Annotated in this window: 17 protein-coding genes; 12 read left to right on the forward strand and 5 right to left on the reverse strand. The window is 63.0% G+C overall.

The window, feature by feature from the left end; translation table 11 throughout:
• Positions 1-88: 88 nt before the first annotated feature.
• The 6 genes from DH08_RS11255 (at position 89) to DH08_RS11280 (ending at position 6043) form a co-directional block, all read left to right on the forward strand.
• Positions 89-472 carry a hypothetical protein gene (locus DH08_RS11255; protein WP_192179375.1) on the forward strand — a complete coding sequence of 128 codons (384 nt, stop codon included), beginning with the start codon at positions 89-91 and terminating at the stop codon, positions 470-472.
• Between the two features lie 152 nt (positions 473-624).
• The gene (gene exoK / locus DH08_RS11260; RefSeq protein WP_428338297.1) at positions 625-1437 is read left to right on the forward strand and encodes an endo-1,3-1,4-beta-glycanase ExoK; all 813 of its coding nucleotides are present in this window, start codon (positions 625-627) and stop codon (positions 1435-1437) included.
• A 133-nt stretch (positions 1438-1570) separates the two neighbouring features.
• Complete coding sequence (locus tag DH08_RS11265; protein WP_006205252.1) at positions 1571-2902, forward strand: UDP-glucose dehydrogenase family protein; 1332 nt, start codon at positions 1571-1573, stop codon at positions 2900-2902.
• A gap of 81 nt (positions 2903-2983) precedes the next feature.
• Complete coding sequence (locus DH08_RS11270) at positions 2984-4426, forward strand: GMC oxidoreductase (RefSeq protein ID WP_192179377.1); 1443 nt, start codon at positions 2984-2986, stop codon at positions 4424-4426.
• Positions 4427-4439: 13 nt separating this feature from the next.
• The gene (locus DH08_RS11275; RefSeq protein ID WP_192179378.1) at positions 4440-4889 is read left to right on the forward strand and encodes a hypothetical protein; all 450 of its coding nucleotides are present in this window, start codon (positions 4440-4442) and stop codon (positions 4887-4889) included.
• A 71-nt stretch (positions 4890-4960) separates the two neighbouring features.
• Entirely contained in the window at positions 4961-6043 is a 1083-nt protein-coding gene (locus DH08_RS11280; protein ID WP_192179379.1) for a glycosyltransferase, read from the forward strand.
• A gap of 60 nt (positions 6044-6103) precedes the next feature.
• Here DH08_RS11280 and DH08_RS11285 read toward each other — a convergent pair whose 3' ends face one another.
• Positions 6104-7126, reverse strand: a complete 1023-nt coding sequence (locus tag DH08_RS11285) for a phosphoribosyltransferase family protein (protein ID WP_192179515.1) — start codon at positions 7124-7126, stop codon at positions 6104-6106.
• A 31-nt stretch (positions 7127-7157) separates the two neighbouring features.
• Positions 7158-8654 (reverse strand): oligosaccharide flippase family protein, encoded by a 1497-nt coding sequence (locus DH08_RS11290; protein ID WP_192179380.1) that lies wholly within the window; start codon positions 8652-8654, stop codon positions 7158-7160.
• A 190-nt stretch (positions 8655-8844) separates the two neighbouring features.
• Here DH08_RS11290 and DH08_RS11295 point away from each other — a divergent pair, with 190 nt between their 5' ends.
• The 6 genes from DH08_RS11295 (at position 8845) to DH08_RS11320 (ending at position 16497) form a co-directional block, all read left to right on the forward strand.
• On the forward strand, positions 8845-10017 hold the full coding sequence (locus DH08_RS11295; protein WP_192179517.1) for a glycosyltransferase family protein: 1173 nt from the start codon (positions 8845-8847) through the stop codon (positions 10015-10017).
• Between the two features lie 37 nt (positions 10018-10054).
• Entirely contained in the window at positions 10055-11086 is a 1032-nt protein-coding gene (locus tag DH08_RS11300; protein ID WP_246800779.1) for a glycosyltransferase family 2 protein, read from the forward strand.
• Positions 11086-12036, forward strand: coding sequence for a glycosyltransferase family 2 protein (locus DH08_RS11305; protein ID WP_192179381.1), 951 nt, complete (start codon positions 11086-11088; stop codon positions 12034-12036). The genes DH08_RS11300 and DH08_RS11305 overlap by 1 nt, the downstream gene beginning before the upstream one ends.
• Positions 12026-12976, forward strand: a complete 951-nt coding sequence (locus DH08_RS11310) for a glycosyltransferase (protein ID WP_192179382.1) — start codon at positions 12026-12028, stop codon at positions 12974-12976. The genes DH08_RS11305 and DH08_RS11310 overlap by 11 nt, the downstream gene beginning before the upstream one ends.
• Before the next feature lie 72 nt (positions 12977-13048).
• Positions 13049-13945, forward strand: a complete 897-nt coding sequence (galU, locus tag DH08_RS11315; protein ID WP_120011984.1) for a UTP--glucose-1-phosphate uridylyltransferase GalU — start codon at positions 13049-13051, stop codon at positions 13943-13945.
• 167 nt (positions 13946-14112) lie between these two features.
• Positions 14113-16497, forward strand: coding sequence for a polysaccharide biosynthesis tyrosine autokinase (locus DH08_RS11320; RefSeq protein WP_192179383.1), 2385 nt, complete (start codon positions 14113-14115; stop codon positions 16495-16497).
• A 123-nt stretch (positions 16498-16620) separates the two neighbouring features.
• Here the strand turns inward: DH08_RS11320 and DH08_RS11325 are convergent, their stop codons facing one another.
• The 3 genes from DH08_RS11325 to DH08_RS11335 form a co-directional block, all read right to left on the reverse strand.
• Positions 16621-17385, reverse strand: a complete 765-nt coding sequence (locus DH08_RS11325) for a metallophosphoesterase family protein (RefSeq protein WP_192179384.1) — start codon at positions 17383-17385, stop codon at positions 16621-16623.
• Between the two features lie 151 nt (positions 17386-17536).
• Positions 17537-18616, reverse strand: a complete 1080-nt coding sequence (locus tag DH08_RS11330; protein ID WP_192179385.1) for an acyltransferase family protein — start codon at positions 18614-18616, stop codon at positions 17537-17539.
• 184 nt (positions 18617-18800) lie between these two features.
• Entirely contained in the window at positions 18801-20708 is a 1908-nt protein-coding gene (locus DH08_RS11335) for a propionyl-CoA synthetase (protein WP_192179386.1), read from the reverse strand.
• Between the last annotated feature and the right edge of the window lie 45 nt (positions 20709-20753).

Genomic DNA, 20753 nt, shown 5'->3' on the forward strand with positions numbered 1-20753 from the left:
AAACGCCTTTGCCAAACTCCGAGGTTGCTTAGTCGCCCTGGGAATGGCAGTGTATGTTGCGGTGCAGCAATTGTGGAAGGCCAACCGGATGGCTTCGATATTCGGCTTCAGATCCAGGGATCCAGCCCGGGACCGGCAGACCGATCTCCAGCGTTTCGATCGTCTCGCGAGGTTGCTGGATCAGATCGCGACGGAGATCGAGGCGGAGAAGACCGGGCTTGAGAATCGCTATCGGTCAAAGGCGACGAACGCTGCCTTCCTGGTCGAGGCGATGGAGAACGGCTCGGTATCGACGAGCAAGGTGTCCGAAGTCAGCGAACTGACGACATCGATCCTGAATTGCGAGCGGCGCATCGCAGCGCTTGCCCGCCAGAACAGCCTGATGAAGGAACTGCGTCATTCACTCGACGCGATCGTCGAAGAGAATGGTGATACTCCTCAAGCCGCCGGTCTGGCGGCACGAGGCAGGTAACGAGGAAGATACAAGGGCGGAGGATCAGCAGCGGCTCGTCATGCGGCGGGCCAATTGGTGACTTTGGGTTGGGCGGACAGCACAAAGGTAAGTTTAGTATGAACGCAGATCCCAAGACTATCTCCATCGTCGTGGCCGATGCCACGCCGTCGATGCGGTCGAATCGGCCAGGCAGCTTGTGGCAGCTGTGCATGGCGGGAGCGCTTCTCCTGGCCGCTGCCGCAACGGTGCACCCGGCCCACGCGCAGGACTTGCCGAGCGCACCCTCGTTCGTCGATGATTTCACCAAGTTCGATCATTCGCGCTGGTACGTATCCGACGGCTGGTCGAACGGCCCCCACCAGAACTGCACCTGGTCGAAGAGCCTGGTCAACCTGTCCGACGGCGCACTGACGTTGGGCTTCGAGAAGCGCCAGACCAAGGATCGCGCTTTCGCCTGCGGCGAGATCCAGACCAAAAAGCGCTACGGCTACGGAACCTACGAGGCGCGCATGAAAACGGACACCGGGTCCGGTCTGAATGCCGCGTTCTTCTCCTACATCGGTCCCCAGGACAAGCAGCCATGGGACGAGATCGACTTCGAGGTTCTGACCAAGGACACCTCCAAGGTGCAGGTCAACACTTACATTTCCGGCAAGCCGAAGAACGAAAAGCTCGCCGATGTCGAAGGCGGCACCGACAAGGGTTTCAACGACTACGGCTTCGTCTGGGAGAAGCAGCGGCTGCGCTTCTACGTCAACGGCAAGCTCGTCCAGGAAGTGACGAATCCGGCGGAGTTGCCGACCCACTCGCAAAAGATATTCTTCAGCCTCTGGGGCAGCGAGAAGCTGACCAGCTGGATGGGACCCTTCTCGGATCCGGGCCGCAAGGTCACGATGCAGGTGGAGCGCGTCGCATTCACTGCGCTTGGCCAGCCCTGCCAGTTCCCGGAATCGCTGGCATGCAGCATAAGCAACAGCAACTAGGCATGATCCCGAACCGAATGCAGCAGAAAGTGGGAACCGGCTTCGGATCGTGCTCCAATAGGAAACAGGCCCTGGACGGCCTGCCATCTGAACCGGCCGCACCGAAGACGGCCCTGAACAGGAAGCACACCGAATGAACTTGACGGTCTTTGGAATAGGCTATGTTGGTCTCGTGCAGGCCGCCGTGCTCGCGGAAGTCGGGCATCAGGTGGTGTGCGTCGACATCGACGAGAAGAAGGTCGAACGGCTCAACCAGGGCCTTATCCCGATCTTCGAACCTGGGCTCGAAAGCCTCGTCAAGGAGAACCACGCCGCCGGCCGCATCAAATTCACCACCGATGCCAAGGCCGCCGTCAAGCATGGCGAGATCCAGATGATCGCCGTCGGCACGCCGCCCGGCGAGGACGGTTCGGCCGACCTCAAATACGTGCTGGCCGTCGCCGAGGCCATCGGCCGCGAGATGGAGGCGCCCAAGATCGTCGTCGGCAAGTCGACGGTGCCGGTCGGCACCTGCGAAAAGATCAAGGCCAGAATCGCCGAGACGCTGAAGAAAAGGGGCCGCGAGGACCTGACCTTCGACGTCGCCTCCAACCCGGAATTCCTCAAGGAGGGTTCCGCGGTGGCCGACTGCATGAAGCCGGACCGCATCATCGTCGGCACCTCGAGCGAGGGTACCGAGGCGGTGATGCGCGAGCTCTACGCTCCGTTCAACCGCAACCACGAGAAGATGATCGTGATGGACGTGCGCAGCGCCGAGTTCACCAAATACGCGGCCAATTGCATGCTGGCCACCAAGATCAGCTTCATGAACGAGATGGCCAATCTGGCCGAGCAGCTTGGCGCGGATATCGAGGAGGTGCGCAAGGGCATCGGCAGCGATCCGCGCATCGGCTACCACTTCATCTATCCGGGTCTCGGCTATGGCGGCTCGTGCTTCCCCAAGGATGTGCGCGCCCTGATCAAGACCGCCGAGGGCGTCAAGTTCGACGCCAAGCTGCTGCGTGCTGTCGAGGAGCGCAACAACGAGCAGAAGTCCGTCCTGTTCGACAAGGTGAACCGCTACTTCAAGGGCAACCTCAAGGGCAAGACCTTCGCCTTGTGGGGTCTGGCCTTCAAGCCGAATACCGACGACATGCGCGAGGCGCCGGCCCGCAACCTGATGGAAGCGCTGTGGAAGGCGGGCGCGAAGGTGCAGGCCTACGATCCCGAGGCGATGCAGGAATGCCAGGCCATCTATGGGCTGCGCGACGATCTGCTGCTCTGCGGCACCAAGGAGGCGGCTCTGCGCGGCGCCGAGGCGCTGATGATCGCCACCGAGTGGAAGAGCTTCCGCGCGCCGTCCTTCGACGCGCTGAAGGACGCGCTGACCACGCCGGTCATCTTCGACGGCCGCAACCTCTACGACCCGAAGGTCATCGCCCGCCACGGCATCGAATATCACTCGATCGGCAGGGTGGCTGCGTGAAGGCCGGCTCAGAAGGCGGCCTCGACGAACGACAACGAGGCCGCAGGTGAACGCGCTGCTTTCGGGAAAGGATAGGATCTGATGGTGCTGGATATCAGGCCCGAGCAAATCGCCAACGAGCATTTCGATATCATCGCCATCGGCTCCGGTTTTGGTTCGGCCTTCTTCCTGCACGCATTCGCCAAGCGCCGCAAAGCGCGTGTCCTGGTTTTGGAATGGGGCCGGCACAACACGCATGAGTGGCAGCTCGGCCAGAACGCCAACACCGACATCGACGACGAATCGACCTACAAGACCAACTCCGAAAAGCCGTGGAACTACACCATCGGACTGGGTGGCGGCACGAACTGCTGGTTCGCGCAGACGCCGCGCTTCCATCCGAACGACTTCCGGCTGAAGAGCACCTATGGCGTCGGCAATGATTGGCCGATCAGCTATGACGAGCTCGAGCAATTCTATTGCGACGCCGAGGAGGTCATGTCGATCTCGGGCGATCCCGACATGGCTCAGATGCTGCCGCGCTCGAAACCGTTTCCGCAGCCGCCGCATCGCATGTCGACGCCCGACCGCATGATGAAGGCTGCGCAGCCCGACCAGCACTTCGTCATGCCGACCGCGCGTGCGCGTCTGGCGACCGCACAGCGAAGCTCGTGCTGTGCCAATTTGCGCTGCTGGCTGTGCCCGGCCGATGCCAAGTTCACCGTCAACAACGGCCTGATGCACGTCTTCGAGCATCCGGATGTTTCAGTCTGCCTCAGCTCGGAAGTGCGGCGGCTCGACCATGTCGGCGGCTCCGTCCGCTCGGTGGTGTTCACCCATGGCGGCAAGGAATATTCAGCCAGTGGCGACCTTTTCGTGCTCGGCGCCAATGCGATCCAGAGCCCGGCGATCATGCTACGGTCCGGGCTCGGCGGCGAATTCGTCGGCCTCGGCCTGCACGAATCCTATGGCTGGAACTTCGAGGTCTATCTTGACGGGGTCGACAATTTCGACGGCAGCACCATTACCACCGGTCTGAATTTCGGGCTCTATGACGGTCCCCACCGCGCCGAGCACGCGGCGGCGCTGGTCTATTTCGAGAACCGCTGGCAGCATGGCATGCGGGCCGAGAAGGGTCGGCTGCGGCAGACGCTGCCGCTGGTCATCGTCACCGAAAACCTGCTCGATCCGGAAAACCGAGTCATCCTCGACAAGGATGAGAACGCCTTCGTCAGTTTCAAGGGAGCGTCGGACTATGCCGTCAACGGCATGGCCAAGGCGCTGGAAAGGCTGCCGGCGCTGCTTAAGCCGCTGCCGGTCGAAAAGCTGTTCGATCGCGGCATCCGACCGACCGAATCGCATGTGCAAGGCACGTTGCGGATGGGCACTGGCCCTGCGGATTCGGTCGTCGACCGAGACATGATCCACCACCAGCTGAGGAACCTCGTCGTTGTCGGCACGAGCACCTATCCCAGTTGCTCCTGCGTCAATCCAAGCCTGACGGCGGCGGCTCTGTCGCTGAGGGCGGCGAGCCGGATCGCATGAAGGGAGCTCTGCAATGATGAAGATCACGCGACGCTCTGCTCTGGCCCTGGTCGCCGGCGGGCTTGCTTCCACCGGCATTGCCTACGCCGCCGTGTCCTCGTTCTCGGACGAGGACCTGGTGCGCGTCACGCTGGAAAGATATCTCGGTCCGCTGAACATGCGCATCGAGCACCTGCAGCAGTTCGTGCTGGAATTCCGCAACCGGAATCCCTGGATATTTCCGAACGAAAAGCTGAGCGACGCGGTCACTCTGGTCGAGGAGATCAAACTGGGCGCCGTACGCCGGCTGCTGCCGCATGAAAAGCGGGAAGATTTGGTGCATTTCGACCGCTGGGTCATCGCCGAATTCCATGTGCTGACCGACTACGCATGGCGCAGCTCGCCGAACGACCCGATCCGGTTTACCGGCTGGCAGTCCTGTACCAATCCGTTCGCAAATCTGGAGCCGCCGAAAGTCGCTTGAGGCGAAGGCAAGACGCTGGCCCTGGCCAGCGTCCGAACGAAACACGAGAATGCGACAAGGAGCCTGATCCCATGAAAGTCCTTTTTGCAGGTGGCAACGGTTACACGCCGCAATTCAGCGGCGGCGTCCAGTCCAGCACCCATCATCTGGCCGAGCAATTGATCGAGCATGGCCATGAGGCGTCGGTGCTTGCCGCGCTCTTCGGCCAGGGCGTCTTCGGCTACAAGGCGCGCGCCAAGATGAAGCTCTTGCGGCAACGTGCCGTGATAGACTCTTATCCGGGCTATCCGGTGGTGCGCGCCTGGTTTCCCTGGGAGGCTGCCGGCTTTGCCGTCAAGAAGCTGAGGCCGGACGTCGCCGTGGTTCAGTGCCACAAGTCGGTTCCGATCGGCAAGGCGCTGGAGGCGGAAGGCGTTCCGCTGGTCGTCTATCTCAGGAATGTCGAATTCCATGAATTGGGTGGCGACCTGCGTGAATTGCGTTCGGCTCTCTACATCGCCAACTCCGAATTCACGGCGCGCACCTATAAGCAGAAATTCGACATCGATTCGACGGTCATTCCGCCGACCATCAATCCCGGCTTCTACAGCACGCCGACGACAGGCGAGTACGTCACGCTGATCAATCCTTACGAGGAAAAGGGCTTCGACCTGGCGGTGCGCATTGCCGCCGCCTGCCCCGAAATCCCGTTCTTGTTCGTCGAAAGCTGGAAGCTCGACGACGATCATCGGGCCCGCATCGAACAGACGATCGCGCCATACCCCAATGTCAAGCTGGAGAGCCGCACCAGCGACATGAAGACGGTCTATGGCCGCACCAAGATCCTGCTCGCTCCCAGCAAGTGGGAGGAGGCCTGGGGCCGGGTGGCGTCGGAAGCCCATTGCAGCGGCATTCCCGTCGTCGGCTCGCGGCGCGGCGGCCTGCCCGAAGCCATCGGCTCGGGCGGCGTGGTGCTGGACTATGACGGTCCGCTCGACGATTGGGTGGCGGCGATCAGGCTGCTGTGGAACGATGCCCAGGAGTATGCGCGGCTTTCCGCGGCGGCGCGTACATTCTCGGAGCGCCCGGCTTTGGACCCGCAGCGTCAGTTCGCCACGTTCTTCTCGTTGCTCGACAAGGCGGCGGCACAACGAACTACACGCCAAGCTGCGTGAGCTTCGCGAAGCAGCGCCCGTGGTGGCGCTGCATCCCTGTTCCCGGCGTTATTGGCGGGATCAGGCCGGTCGCTTGACCCGGCTCTTCAGCGTCTCGTAGCCGCGTTCGCCAAGCAGCGTGCGCGCCACTTTCTTGACCACAGTCTTGCGCCCTTCGGGCGAATTGACCTGACGCAGCCTGGCCGGCAGGTTGCGCGCCGCCTGGTTGAGCGCCGGTAGCGACAGCGCGTCGGGATAGGTCACCAAATGGGTTTCCACGCACAGCACCGGCTTGCCGGACAGCTTGGCGATCTTGAGTGCCTGCTGATGCTCACTTTCGATGAACAGGATCGCATCGGTCTTGGCGTAGAAATCGGCCTTGAAACTGCCATGCACGCCGAGCCGCTGCCGTTCCGCCTTGCTCGGCAGGTCGAGCATGATCAGTTTGTTGTATTTGACGTCGTGCTTGTCGAGCCAGGCCTCGGTGAGCTTGCGGTATTTCTCCAGTCGGCTGGTGACCAGCCAACCGATCTTGCGGGTCGGCGCAAAGAGCGGCCGCGCCTCGGCGAGGAATTTCTCATAGGCCGGGCCGTCGTCATTTTCCGGCTCGGTCGGATCGAGGCAAAGCACGCCGTCGATATCGACACAGCTTTGCTCGAGGAATTTGTGGTGCATGAAATTCCACTGGAACATCCTGGGGTGCGGCACCACTTCGAAGACGACATCGGTCTCCTGGTGCTGCGACAGGAGCCCGAACACCGCCGCAAAAATGAAGTCCGCCTTGATGCCGGCGGCCTCGATCCGGTTGCGCGCGTCACGCATGGCGTTGCCGCCGCTGACGCTGTCGTCGACCACCAGGATCTTGCGCATGTCGGAGGCCTGCCGGTCGAGCGCGGCGCGGCGCTTGGTGATGCCCGAGGAGTAGATTTTGCCGGCGATGAAGCTGTCGAGGTCGGTCATCGGGATGTTCGACGCAAGGCTGACCAGCGTGGCGGCGAGAATACCGCTTCTCGGCACGCCGACCACCAGGTCGATGTCGCGAGGCAGCCGGTGAAGGTTGCTGACGATGGCGTCGTTCATGTCGGAAATCGATCGGTAGTGCATGGTCTGGGTCGGATCCTCGAGTGTGCGCATGTTATTTTGCTCCGCTGGGCACAGCCGCCGGCGCCCGCATCGGCACCAGCTTCAAGGCCTCGCGCAAGGCTTCGCGGCCGGCGGCGAAGCAAAGCGAGACCAGGACGGTGGTGACATAGGACAGCACCACCGCGCCGGCCATGGCGACGATATGCTGTTGTGGCAGGAACGGCTTGGCGAACCAGACGGCGGCCAGAGCCAGGTGCGCGCCAAGCACGAAGGGGGTTGCCGCGCGCAGCACATGGTGTGCCTTCAGCGGCCCGGTCTTGCCGATATAGAGCCACAGGAAAGGCGTTCTCATGTATTCGCTGACCGCATAGGCGATCGCCACGCCGAGCGCGCCATAGGGCAGTCCGATGAGGAAGGCCAGCACCGACGTCACCGCCGTCACGATGCCCCAGCGCATGAAATCGCCCGAGCGGCCCTGGCTGACGAACAGCCAGCCCGCGGGATTGTTGAGCGGCTGCAGCAGCCCGGCAAAGCCGAGCGCCAGGAAGATCGGGGCGCTTTGCCGCCACTGCTCGCCGAGCACGAAGGGGATCAGCACGTCGGACATGGCGGTGGCGAAGGCGACGCCCGGCAGCGCAACCAGCAGGATCAGCGGCATGACGCGCAGATAGGCGCTGCGGTAGCGGTCGGGCTCGTCCTTCAGCCTGGAAAGGGCCGGCACCATGACTTTGGAGAGCGGGTTGGTGATCTGGCTGAGCGGGAACAGCAGCAGCTTGTAGGCGCGGTCATAGAGGCCGAGCTGGGCTTCGCCCCAATATTTGCCGATCAGCACATTGTCGAGGTTGCGGGCAAAGAAGTTGGCGAAGTTGAAGCCGGTGATTCCGGCCCCGAAATTGAGCAGTTGGCCAATGCCCTCGACCTTGCGCGGCATGCCCGGCCGCCATCTGGAACTGACCCAATAGCAAAGCGTCGGCAGCACCGCTCCGGTCAGCGTGCCGGCAAACAGCGCCCAGTAGGAACGATCGATGAAGGTCCAGGCGATCGAAACGGCAAGACCCGTGACGGCGCTGGCGACGTCGATGATCGCCAGGCGGGTGAACTGCATGCGGCGCGTCAAAAGCGCCAGGTGCTGGGCGCCGAGGCCATAGGCCATGATCTGCAGCCCCAGTGCCGCCACCAGGCCCGAAACGCGCGGTTCGCCGTAGAAGGCGGCGACCAAAGGTGCGGCGCCGGCCAGCACGCAGGCAAGGACGGCACTGACCGCGACATTGATCCAGAAGAGGGAATTGACCTCGTCGTGACGGATGCCGGTTTTCTGGATCGTCGCCTGGGTCAGGCCGAAATCCTGGAACAGCGCGATAAAGGCAAGCACCGGCGCACACATCGCCACGACGCCGAAATCCTGCGGCGACAAGAGCCGCGACAGCACGATGACGGAGATGATCTGCGTCGCGACGCGCACGGATTGCGCCATGGCCGTGACGATGGCACCGCGCCCGACCGATCTGCGGAGAGAGCCCTCTGGCGGATCGAATGCATTGGCTTCCAAATTCAGGATCCCTGATTTTCGCACCGGCCGTGACATCACGACCGGCAAACCGCCGCCTCGGACAAACTACGGCAATATTTTTGCAGTGCAACAAAAAACATGGATTCTTGCTACGCTGCACCAAAAATGTTGCGATGCAGCAAAAGCTGTACTAGCATCCCTGTGGGTGGGCCAACAGCGGTCGAGTTTCATGCTGCATGTCCTGTACTTGGTACATGACGTTTCCGATCCGGCGGTGCGACGACGGATCATAATGCTCAGAGCAGGCGGCGCCAGGGTTACACTGGCGGGCTTCCGCCGCACCACAGGCCCGGTCACGGAGATCGAGGGACTGCGTCCGATCGACCTCGGCGCGACGCGCGACGGCCGATTCGGCCAGCGCCTGGCGGCGATCGCCAAGGCGGCGGTCTCTATCGGCTCGAAGCTCGCCACAATGCCGCGGCCCGACCTCATCATAGCGCGTAACCTTGAAATGCTGGCGCTTGCGCGGCGCGCCAAAGCCGTTTTTCAAGGGGCGGTACCGATCGTCTACGAATGCCTCGACATCCATCGCCTGGTGCTTCGCGACGATTTGCTGGGCAAGGCGCTGCGCGGCGCGGAACGCTATCTGGCGCGCGACGTCAAGCTGCTGGTGACCAGTTCGCCGGCCTTCATCGCCAATTATTTCAAGCCGTTTGGACAAATCGCCGCACCGGTAGAGCTGGTCGAAAACAAGTATTTCGATACGGCACCGGTGGTGGCCGATGACCGGTTGATAGTGGAAAATCCTGCCGCGCCGCCGTGGCGAATCGGTTGGTTCGGTGCGCTCAGATGCCGCCGCTCGCTGCAGTTGCTGGCAGAATTCACCCGCCGCCTCGACGGACGCTTCGAGGTCATCCTTCGAGGTCGCCCGGCGCTTTCCGAATTTCCCGATTTCCACGCCTTCGTCGAGGCCGAGCCCTTTCTCTCCTTCCGCGGCCCCTATCGCAACCCGGAGGATATGGCGGCGATCTACAGCGAGGTGCATTTCTCCTGGGCGATCGATTTCTTCGAGGAAGGCCAGAATTCCGAATGGCTGCTTCCCAACCGCCTCTATGAGGGATGCCGCTTCGGCGCAGTGCCGATCTCGATGGGCAACACCGAAACCGGGCGCTTCCTCAACCAGCAGGACATCGGCGTTCTGTTGCCTGAGGCCGCGCCCGAGGTGCTCGAAACGGCGCTGGGCAGGATGGAAGAGGATCGCTTCCGCAAGCTGAAGGCGCGGGTGCTAGCTCGCAACCCGAGAACCTGGAGTTACGATCGCAGCGATTGCCTGGCCTTTGTCGACAAGCTGCGTGGTCTGGCTGCCGCGCCTGGCCCCTTCGTCACCGAGGCGCTGGCATAGGATGACCGGGAATGGAAACAAGGATGGACGAGGCCTGATGACGCCAACCGAAATGCCCGCATCGAGCCTGATCGCATCGAGCCTGCCCCCATCGAACTTGATCGTCATTCCGTGCCTCAACGAAGCAGCCCATATCGGGGCGCTGCTCGGGCAGCTTCGGCCGGCGGCCGAACGGCTCGGCGCCCGCATCGTCGTTGCCGATGGCGGCAGTACTGACGGTACGCTGGCGATCGTCCAGGCGGTCGCTGCAAAGGATCCGCGCGTCGTCCTGCTCCACAACCCGAAGCGCATCCAGAGCGCCGCGCTCAATCTTGCCGTGGCCAGTTTCGGCGATGGTGCTGAATATCTGATCCGGATCGATGCGCATGGCGGCTATCCCGATGACTATTGCGATCGGCTGGTCGAGGAGGCACTGGCCACGGGTGCGGATTCGGTCGTCGTCTCGATGTTGACCAGCGGCACCGGCGCCGTGCAGAAGGCGGTTGCCGCGGCGCAGAACTCGAAGCTCGGCACCGGCGGCTCCAAGCACCGGCATTTGTCGGCTGGAGAATGGGTCGACCACGGTCACCACGCGTTGATGCGCATATCGGCCTTCAGGGCGGTGGGCGGCTATGACGAGACGTTCAGCCACAATGAGGATGCCGAGTTCGACCACCGGCTTCGCCTGGCCGGCTACCGGATCTGGATGAGCGGCAGGACGCAGATGGTCTACTATCCGCGCTCCTCGCTGAAGAGCCTGTATTTCCAGTATCTCGGCTATGGCCGCGGTCGCGCCAAGAACGTTCTCAAGCACCGCGTGATGCCGAAGGTCCGGCAGATGATACCGCTGCTGGTGTTTCCCGTGGTTCTGCTGGCGCCCTTTTCTCTCGTGTACGTGCTGGCGGCGTTGCCGTTCCTTGTATGGTCGATGGTCTGCATTTTCTATGGCCTCGTGACCGCCATCAGGCGGCGCGATATGGCGCTTGCGCTTGTCGGGGTGTCGGCGATGGTCATGCATCTGGGCTGGTCGATGGGCTTCTGGCTGCAGCTTCTCGAGCCGCGACCGCAGACGCAGCACGGGGTGGCGTAATGGGCGCGGCCGCAACAAAACGCAGCGTCGACATCTGCGTCTGCACGTTCCGGCGGCCTGAGCTTGCCGACACGCTTCGCTCCATCGCCGCCATGGACCGGCCGGAGGGATTCGAATTCGGCGTCGTTGTCGCCGACAATGACGATGCGCCGAGCGCCCAGCCGCTGGTCAAGGCGCTGGCGCAGGAATTGAAGCTGCCGGTCCGCTACCGCCATGCTCCGGCGCGCAACATCTCGGTGGCGCGCAACGCCTGTCTCGACGCCAGCGTATCGGACTTTGTTGCCTTCATCGATGACGATGAAACGGCCTCGCCGCAATGGCTCGCCGAGCTGGTCGCTACCGCCGAGGCGAGCGGTGCAGCCGCCGTGCTCGGCCCGGTAAAGGCGCGTTACGGCTCGGATGCGCCGGCCTGGATGCGCAAAGGCGATTTCCACTCGACCCTGCCGGTCTGGGTGCATGGCGAAATCCGCACCGGCTACACCTGCAACGTCCTGCTGAGGACAAGCGACGCCAGCCTTCGCGACCGCCGCTTCAGCCTGGCGCGCGGCCAGACCGGCGGCGAGGACACCGAATTCTTCGATCACATGGTCAAGGCCGGCGGCCGCATCGCCTTTTCGCCGCGCGCCTTTGTCGACGAGGTGGTGCCGCGCGCCAGGGCCGCATTCGACTGGCTGCGCCGCCGCCGCTTCCGTTTCGGCCAGACCCATGGTCACCTGCTCGGCAACAACACAACCGGCGTCCGGCGAGCCAGGGAAATCGGCCTCGCCTCGGCAAAGGCGGCCTATTGCTTCACCATGGCGATCGCAACGGTGGTCTCCCCGGTTCGCCGGAACCGCAGCGTGCTGCGCGGCATCATGCATGTCGGGGTCGTCAGCGGCCTCGTAGGCGTTCGCGAAATACGCCAATACGGACTGCCCTCGCCGCAGGAAGGGGGCAAGCGTGCAGCCTGACGTCAGCTTCGTCATCGCCGCCTTCAACGCCGAGGCGACCCTCGACCGGGCGATCGCCAGCGCGATTGCCCAGCGCGACGTCAGCGTCGAGGTCGTCGTCGTCGACGACACCTCGCGCGACAGGACACTCGAGGTGGCGCGGTCCTACCCGCAGGACATCGTGCGCGTCGTCGCTTTGCCCGAAAACCGCGGCCCCGGCGGCGCCAGGAATGCCGGCCTCGAGCTTGCCCGCGGCCGCTGGGTCGCCGTCCTCGATTCCGACGATGCCGTCTATCCAGGCCGGCTCAGCACCATGATCGCGCGGGCGGAAAAGGCCGGCGCCGAGATCGCAATCGACAATCTCCAGGTTGTGCGCGAGGACGGCGTTGCCGAGGACACGATGTTCCCGGCCGCCTATCTGGAGAGCCTGGGCGAAATCTCGCTGGCCGATTACATAGCCGGCAACATAGTTTTCGAATCGCGGTTCAACCTCGGTTATCTCAAGCCGATCTTCCAGCGCCGTTTCCTGAACGCGAACGGCCTTCGCTACGATGAAGGTCTGATCATCGGCGAAGACTACATCCTGTTGGCCAGCGCTTTGGCCAAGGGCGGCAGATGCGTGGTCGAGCCGACGACCGGCTACGTCTACCATATTCGCAGCGGCTCCATTTCCCGCGTTCTCGAGCTTCATCACGTCGAAGCGATGCGCAAGGCCGATGCGATCTTTGCCGAGACGCATGCGATGGACCCGGAGGCCGCGGCCGCATTCGCTAGGCGCAGCCGCAGCCTGCGCCGGGCAGCATCGTTCCTGTCTCTGGTTCAACACATCAAGGCGCGGTCCCCGCTCAAGGCGATATGGACGGCGCTCAGCGATCCGGCGGCGGTCAGGCATATGAGCATGCCGATCGCTGTCCGGCTGCGACGGGTTGCGGCACAGTTTGCCGTGGGGGCGGGGAGGTGAAGATGCGGGCACATGAAGGAACTTTCGTGGCCGGCAGGTATTGAAAGTCGATCTCCTCAGAAGGAATTTGCAATGAAGAAAGTCAGGAAGGCAGTCATACCGGTGGCGGGGTTGGGAACGCGGTTCCTGCCGGCGACCAAGTCGATGCCCAAGGAAATGCTGCCGGTGGTCGACAGGCCTGTCGTGCAATATGCGGTAGACGAGGCCTTCGAGGCCGGCATCGAGCACATCGTCTTCGTCACCGGCCGCAACAAGGCGGTCATCGAAGACTATTTCGACCTGCATCCTGAGCTTATCGGAACCCTGGAGCAGACCGGCAAGAAGGCGCAGCTCCAGTCGCTTGAAAGCCTGCTTCCGGTGGCCGGCGCCACCAGCTTCATCCGCCAGCAGTCGCCGCAGGGTCTCGGCCATGCGGTGTGGTGCGCGCGCGAAGTCATCGGCGACGAGCCCTTCGCCCTGCTGCTCCCCGACATGGTGTCCTTCGGTGGGCGCGGATGCCTTGCCGAAACCGTCGATCTCTATGAGCGCACCGGCGGAAACGTCATCGCCGTCGAGCGTTGCGAACCCAGCGAAACCAGCAAATACGGCATCGTTGGCCGCGGCGCCGAGGTCGGCAGCGGCTTCGAGGTGACAGCCATGGTCGAGAAGCCGGCGCCTGCCAATGCGCCGTCGAACTTCTACATCAACGGCCGCTATATTTTGCAGCCGGAGATTTTCGCGCTGCTCGGCAACCAGCAACGCGGCGCCGGCAATGAAATCCAGCTGACCGACGCCATGGTCCGCCTGGCGCAGTCACAGGCCTTCTTTGCCCAGCCTTTCAACGGCCGCATGTTCGACTGCGGTTCGAAGGAGGGTTTCATCCAGGCCAATGTCGCGTTCGCCCTGGCGCGCGACGACATGAAGGGACCGATCTTCGAAATGCTTCAGGAGTTCGTCCGGTCGCATGAGCGCCGGGAAGAAGCCGCATAATGCCCATTTTTTGGGAGTATGCGCGTATCGATGATGGCGCGACATACGCCGCCGCGCTTGGCCGATCCGGCCAAGCGCCTTCTGGCATGAAAGTTGCGTGGTCTTTTCTGGTGACGACGCCAATCTTCGAAGGCCGATAGCGCCTGCAACCTGGAATTGGACCGACGATGAACTATGCCAACTTTCCTCTCGACAAGAGGGTGCCTTTGCCCGGTACAGACACGGAAAAGGGCGAAGACTTCATCGACATCGAACGCCTGCTCGGCATGGCGGCCCGGCAGGCCAAGGTGGTGGCTGTGTGCGCGATCATCGGTCTGTTCATGGGCGTGCTCTATCTGCAGACCACGCCCAAGCAGTATATGTCGGTTGCCAGCGTGCTGATCGACGAAGGCCTGAACAAGGTCGTCGACGACATCTCGGCGGCGTCGGCCACCATGCAGACCGATGCCTCCCTTCTCAGCCAGATCGAGATACTCACCTCCGCGCGGCTGGCCGCGGTGGTGGTCGACAAGCTGAAGCTCGACCAGAACGAAAAGTTCATGAGCCCTCCGACGTCTGCCCTGGCGAAGGGCATCGGCTTCGTGCGCGGGCTGGTTGGCTATTTCCGTGGCAGTTCGGGCCCGGACATCCCCGGCCTCGAAAATGTCGACGCCGCGACGCGCGAGGCCATGATGGTCACCGCCCGCCGCGACTACGCGATCCTCAAGCTGCAGAGCGAGATACTGGCGCAGCGCAACGGCCGCAGCTATGTGATCGACCTTGGCTATCAGTCGACGGACCCGGCGCTCGCGACCGCTATCACCAAGGCCTATTCCGAGGCCTATCTCGCCGACCAGCTCAATGCGAGCTTCGACGCCACCGAACGTGCGGCGGTCTGGCTGCAGGGCCGATTGACCGAGCTTCGCGAAAGCTCGCAGAAGGCCGCGCTGGCGGTCGAGATGTTCAGGGCCGAGCACGGGCTGTCCGCGGGCAGCGACGGCCAGCTGATCAGTGACAAGCAACTGTCCGACCTGAACAGCCAGCTCATCGTCGCGCAGGCCGACACGGCGCGCGCCAGCGCCCGCTACCAGCAGTACAAAAACATCGTGGACAGCGGCTCGGACAATGCGTTCCAGGACTCCGCCATATCGAGCGACCAGCCGGCCAGCTCGGTCATTGCAACGCTCAAAACCCGCTATCTGACCGTCTCCAAGCGGCTGCAGGATGTCGAGGCCAATTTCGGCAAGGATCACCCCCAGGCGGTAGCACTTGCCAAGGAGAAGGCCGATGTGTCGGCGCAGATCTTCGGACAGCTGAAGCAACTGACCGAAAGCTATCGCAACGATTATCAGGTAGCGCAGGCGCGCGAGACCGCGCTCAAGGAGAAGATCGCCACCGCCGCCGGCAAGAGCTCCATCGACAACCAGTCGCAGGTCAAGCTGCGCGATCTCGACCAGCAGGCGACGGCGCTCACCACGCTCTATCAGACATTCCTCAGCCGCTATGAGGAAGCCTCGCAGCAGCAATCCTTCCCGGTCGGCAAGGTCCGCATCATCTCCGATGCGACAATGCCGCTGTCGGCGGTGGGCCCGCGCACATCCAAGGTGCTGGCGCTAACGCTCGTGCTTGGCGTGCTGCTGGGGGCCGGATTTGGCGGCCTGAACGAGTTCAACGAACGGTTCTTCAGAACTGGCGAGGACATTCGCGATCGCGTCGGCCTCAAATTCCTCGGCTATCTGCCGACGATCGGCGGCGGCAAGCCCGGCAAGGACGCCAATCCGGACGATGCAGTGGCCGATGCCAAGATCGCCAGCCTGTCGGCCGCCGAGAAACGGGCGCGCATGCGGGTCAGCATCGACGCTCCCGCCTCGATGTTCGCCGAGACGCTGCGCAACGCCAAGATCGCCTTCGACGTCGTCATGGAAGGGCAAGGCAGCAAGGTCATCGGCGTGATCTCGCTGCTGCCCGGCGAGGGCAAGTCGACGGTCGCGGCCAATCTGGCGGGATTGCTTGCCGCCAATGGCGCCAAGACGCTGCTCATCGACGGCGATTTGCGCAACCCCGGCCTCAGCCGCAGCCTCGGCATGGAAGCCGAGCAGGGGCTGATGGAGGCTGTCGTCAACGGCCAGACCTGGCAGTCGGTCGGCAAGGTCGATCGGCAGACGAAGCTTGCGATCATCCCGGCCGTACTGCGCGGCCAGTTTTCGCACACCAGCGAGCTTCTCTCCTCGGCCGGCATGCGGCGCTTCATCGAGAACGCCAAGGAGACGTTCGAATACGTCGTCGTCGATCTGCCGCCGCTCGGCCCCGTGGTCGACGCCAAGGCCTTTGCCCCGCTGGCCGACGGTTTCGTGCTGGTCACCGAATGGGGCCGCACGCCGCGCGCGGTGGTGCGGTCGCTGCTGGAATCCGAGCCATACGTCGCCAACAAGATCGTCGGCGCGGTGCTGAACAAGGTCGATCTGAAGAAGCTGGCCAAATACGGATCGCTCGGCGGTTCCGAGAAGTTCTTCGACAAATATTCGACTTACTATCTGGACAAGTCGGAAACACGTACCAGGGCGGCCGCCTGAAGGCGCCGCAGCTTCGCCGCTTAGAGCAATTCGAGGAAAAGTGCGTAGCGGGTTTCCCGTCCGGAATTGCGTAAAAACAAATACTTAGAGCGATTAGGCGGTTCTATGAAAAGCTGAACCGCTCTAGGAAAATAGCAGCTTGCCGTACTTGCCGGCTATCCTGACGGCGGTCAGCCGTCCGCTCTGAAAGGCGCCGGTGTCGATGCCGAGCCGGTGCCCGTCGAGCCTGGGCACGTCGACGATCGTATGCCCGTGCACCACCCATCGGTCGAGCAGATGGACGCTGTCGAAGAAGTCGGAGCGGATGCTGAGCAGGTCGTCTTCGTCCTGCTCGGCGAGATCGATGCCGGGCCTGATGCCGGCGTGGACGAAAACGAATTTCCTCGAGCAGACCATGACCGGCAGCGCGCGCATGAAGCTGACATGGCTGGCGGGAATGACCTCGCGGATTCGCCGGTCGACCGCTTCACTCGAACTGTAGAGATTGCCGAGATGCTGCGCATCGATCCCGTAGGAAAACAAGGTTTCCAGTCCGCCTGTCGCCAGCCAGGGTTCGCGCGGAAGATAGCCGTCGAGATAGTTCAGCATCGCCACCTCGTGGTTTCCCGCAAGGCAGACGCGCAGGAAGCCCCGTGGCGGCGGCGTCGTGAGGTGGTCCAGCACGCGTTTGGACTGCGGCCCGCGATCGACATAGTCGCCAAGCATGATGATGATCTTGCGCCCGCGGAAGGGCAGCGCATCGAGAACGATCTTCTGCTCCAGCGAACGGAGTTCGCTGTAACACCCATGCACGTCGCCGATCGCATAGACGACCGTATCCTGCATATCCATCTGCAGCCGTTCGCGCGGCGCGGCGCGCGGCTTTCTCGATCGCTGGAACAGGCTCACGGATTGAGGCTCGGTGCTCGCACAGGTCTTTTGGCGTTAGGGAGCATGTCACACGGGCACGCATGAAGCCTCGATACCATGCTTGGCGCCGGAAATTCCATACCGGTTAGGAACAGTCCCCGTCTTGGTAAACAAGTGCTGGGAGCGGCGTTTATGCCGCCTTGAGCCGGTAGCGGAACACGGTGTGGTCGAGCAGCAGCCGTATGCGTGGTTCGGCCTCTATCGCCACCAGCCAACTCGCGGCGATCATGGTTGCGCCGACAGTAGCGATCGAAAGCAGGTACGGCACGCCGGCGCGGACCAGGGCGCCGAGCATGGCGGCACCGACGACGTCATGGATGAGATAGAGCGGGTAGGTCATCAGCCCGATCCGGCGCCAGCCTCGCCAGGACAGGTTAAGCTGCAGCGACCATGCCATCAGTCCTGTGGCGACAAGGAATATGAGGATCGGCGGCGCATAAGGCATCGCGGCTTCGACCTTGATGCTGTGCACGTCGACCGAGCTTGCGATCTGCAGCACACCGCCAGCCAGGAACAGCGCTGAGAAACCGAGGCGGGCCCTCGTCACCGCCTTGAACCGCATCAGCCACAACATCACGCCGAGTGCGAAAAAGCAGCCATGATGCACCAGCGCAAGCTGGAGCCAGCGCGTCTCGGCGAGATCGGACAAATCGAGGGGATAATAGAGGCACCAGAAGAACGTGCTGATCAGCCCGATCGCGATGGCCACGGTTTCCATCATGTCGAAGCGGCCGAGCCGCAACAAGGTCCAGACCACGGCATAGAAAGCGATTTCGATGCCGAGCGTCCAGTAGACGCTGTCGACCCAGGGATCGAACGGAACGAACAGGCCAGTGCGAACGAGCCGGATCACCGCATCCGTCGGCCAGCTAAGGCCGACCAGAAGCAACACCGCCGCGGTAATGGGCGCGCACACCCACACCGCCGGCGCCAGGCGCTTCACCCTTGCCTCGAAGAACCGCAACGGCGTCGAATTCTCGGCGCTGAAGGCGATGACGAAGCCGCTGATGACGAAGAACACCTGCACGCCGACCCAGCCGGAGCCTAGAAAGTCCATTTCAGGATGCGGCGGGATGCCGCCAGTGGCGCGTGCCGAAATACCGCCGGGGAACGCCCAAACCCAGTAGCCGTAGTGGTAGAACATCACCAGGACTGCGGCGAGGAACCGAAGGATGTCGACGCCGCCAAATGTAGTCTTTTGCTGAGCCATGCCGTGTCATCGGGTGGCCCCCCACAGCAACACTAGGGTGGATTGCTGCATTGCACAACAGAAGATTGGGCACTGCGGCAATCGCTACGGGGTTGGCGCTGCATGAGGGGCAGCACCGACTTCGACAATGGCCAGCACAATTGGCGAGCCATCATCCATTTCAAGGGGCTGCTCCGGGCGGTTGCTAAGCCCCTATCCCGCGCCCCTTCAGCGCCGCGGTGATCTCGTCGAGGATAACCGGATCGTCGATGGTCGCCGGCATCGTCCATTCTTCCTTGTCGGCGATCTTCTGCATCGTGCCGCGCAGGATCTTGCCGGAACGCGTCTTGGGCAGGCGCTTGATCGTCACCACCGTCTTGAAGGCGGCGACCGGGCCGATCCGTTCGCGCACCAGGGAGACGACCTCGCTCTCGATGGCGCCGGTATCGCGCGAGACGCCCGCATTCAAAACGACGAAACCGAGCGGAACCTGGCCCTTCATAGCGTCGGCGATGCCAATGACGGCGCATTCGGCAACGTCCGGATGCGCTGACAGCACCTCTTCCATGGCACCGGTCGACAGCCGGTGGCCGGCGACGTTGATGATGTCGTCGGTGCGGGCCATGACGAACAGATAGCCGTCCTCGTCCATCATGCCGGCGTCGGCCGTCTTGTAGAAGCCGGGGAATTCTTCGAGATAGGCCTGTCGGAACCGGGCGTCGGCATTCCACAGCGTCGGCAGGCAGCCGGCGGGCAGCGGCAGCTTGACCACGACATTGCCCAGAGTACCGCGTGGCACCTCATGCCCGGCATCGTCGAGCACGCGGATGTCGTAGCCCGGCATCGGCACGCCGGGCGAGCCGTATTTCACCGGCAGCAGCCCGAGCCCGGCCGGATTGATGGTCATCGGCGAGCCGGTCTCGGTCTGCCACCAATGGTCGATCACCGGTACGTTCAGCTTCTGCTCCGCCCATTTGATGGTTTCCGGGTCGGCGCGTTCGCCGGCGAGGAACAGCGTGCGGAATTTCGACAGATCGTATTTCGGCACGAATTCGCCCTTGGGGTCTTGCCCCTTGATGGCCCGGAAGGCGGTCGGCGCGGTGAACAGGGCGACCACGCCATGCTCGGCGATGACCCGCCAATAGGTGCCGGCATCGGGCGTGCCGATCGGTTTGCCCTCGAACAGGACGCTGGTCGAGCCATGCAGCAGCGGGCCGTAGACGATGTAGGAATGGCCGACCACCCAGCCGACATCGGATGCCGCCCAGAACACCTCGCCCGGCTTCACGCCGAACTCGTTTTCCATCGTCCATTTCAGCGCGACCATGTGGCCGCCATTGTCGCGCACGATGCCCTTCGGCTGGCCGGTCGTGCCTGACGTGTAGATGATGTAGAGCGGGTCGGTGGCCAGCACCGGCACGCAGTCGACATTGGCGCCCGCCGCGCGCTCGCGGGCAACGGCGTCGGCATAGTCGATGTCGTAATGGTCCTTCAGTTCGCAGCGCAGCTGCTCGCGCTGCAGGATCAGGCAGGCGTCCGGCTTGTGCCGGGAGAGCTCGATCGCGGTGTCGAGCAGCGGCTTGTAGGCGACGGTGCGTCCAGGCTCCAGGCCGCAGGAGGCCGAAATAATCAGCTTCGGCCGGGCGTCGTCGATGCGGGTGGCAAGCTCGTGCGAGGCAAAGCCACCGAAGACCACCGAATGCACGGCGCCGATGCGCGCGCAGGCAAGCATGGAGAAGGCCGCTTCCGGCACCATCGGCATGTAGATGATGACGCGGTCGCCCTTGCCGATGCCGCGGTTCTTCAGCACCGACGTCAGCGCGACCACTTCGCGCTTCAGTTCGGCATAGGTGAATTTCCTGACCGTGCCGGTGATGGCGCTGTCGTGGATCAGCGCGATCTGGTCGGCGCGGCCACCCGCGACGTGACGGTCGACGGCATTGAAGCAGGTGTTGCAGGTGGCGCCATTGAACCAGCGGCCATAGACGCCGGCTTTCGCATCGAAGACGCTGTCAGGGGGCGAATACCAGTCGATCGCCTTGGCCGCCTCGGCCCAGAATTGTTCCGGGTCGCGTTTCCAGCCTTCGTAGACTTCATGGTAGCGTGACGCCATCCAACTTCCTCCCGGGAAAATTTGCCGTCTTGCATTAGCCTATGC

Source organism: Mesorhizobium amorphae, assembly GCF_014843845.1.
Classification (GTDB): domain Bacteria; phylum Pseudomonadota; class Alphaproteobacteria; order Rhizobiales; family Rhizobiaceae; genus Mesorhizobium; species Mesorhizobium amorphae_A.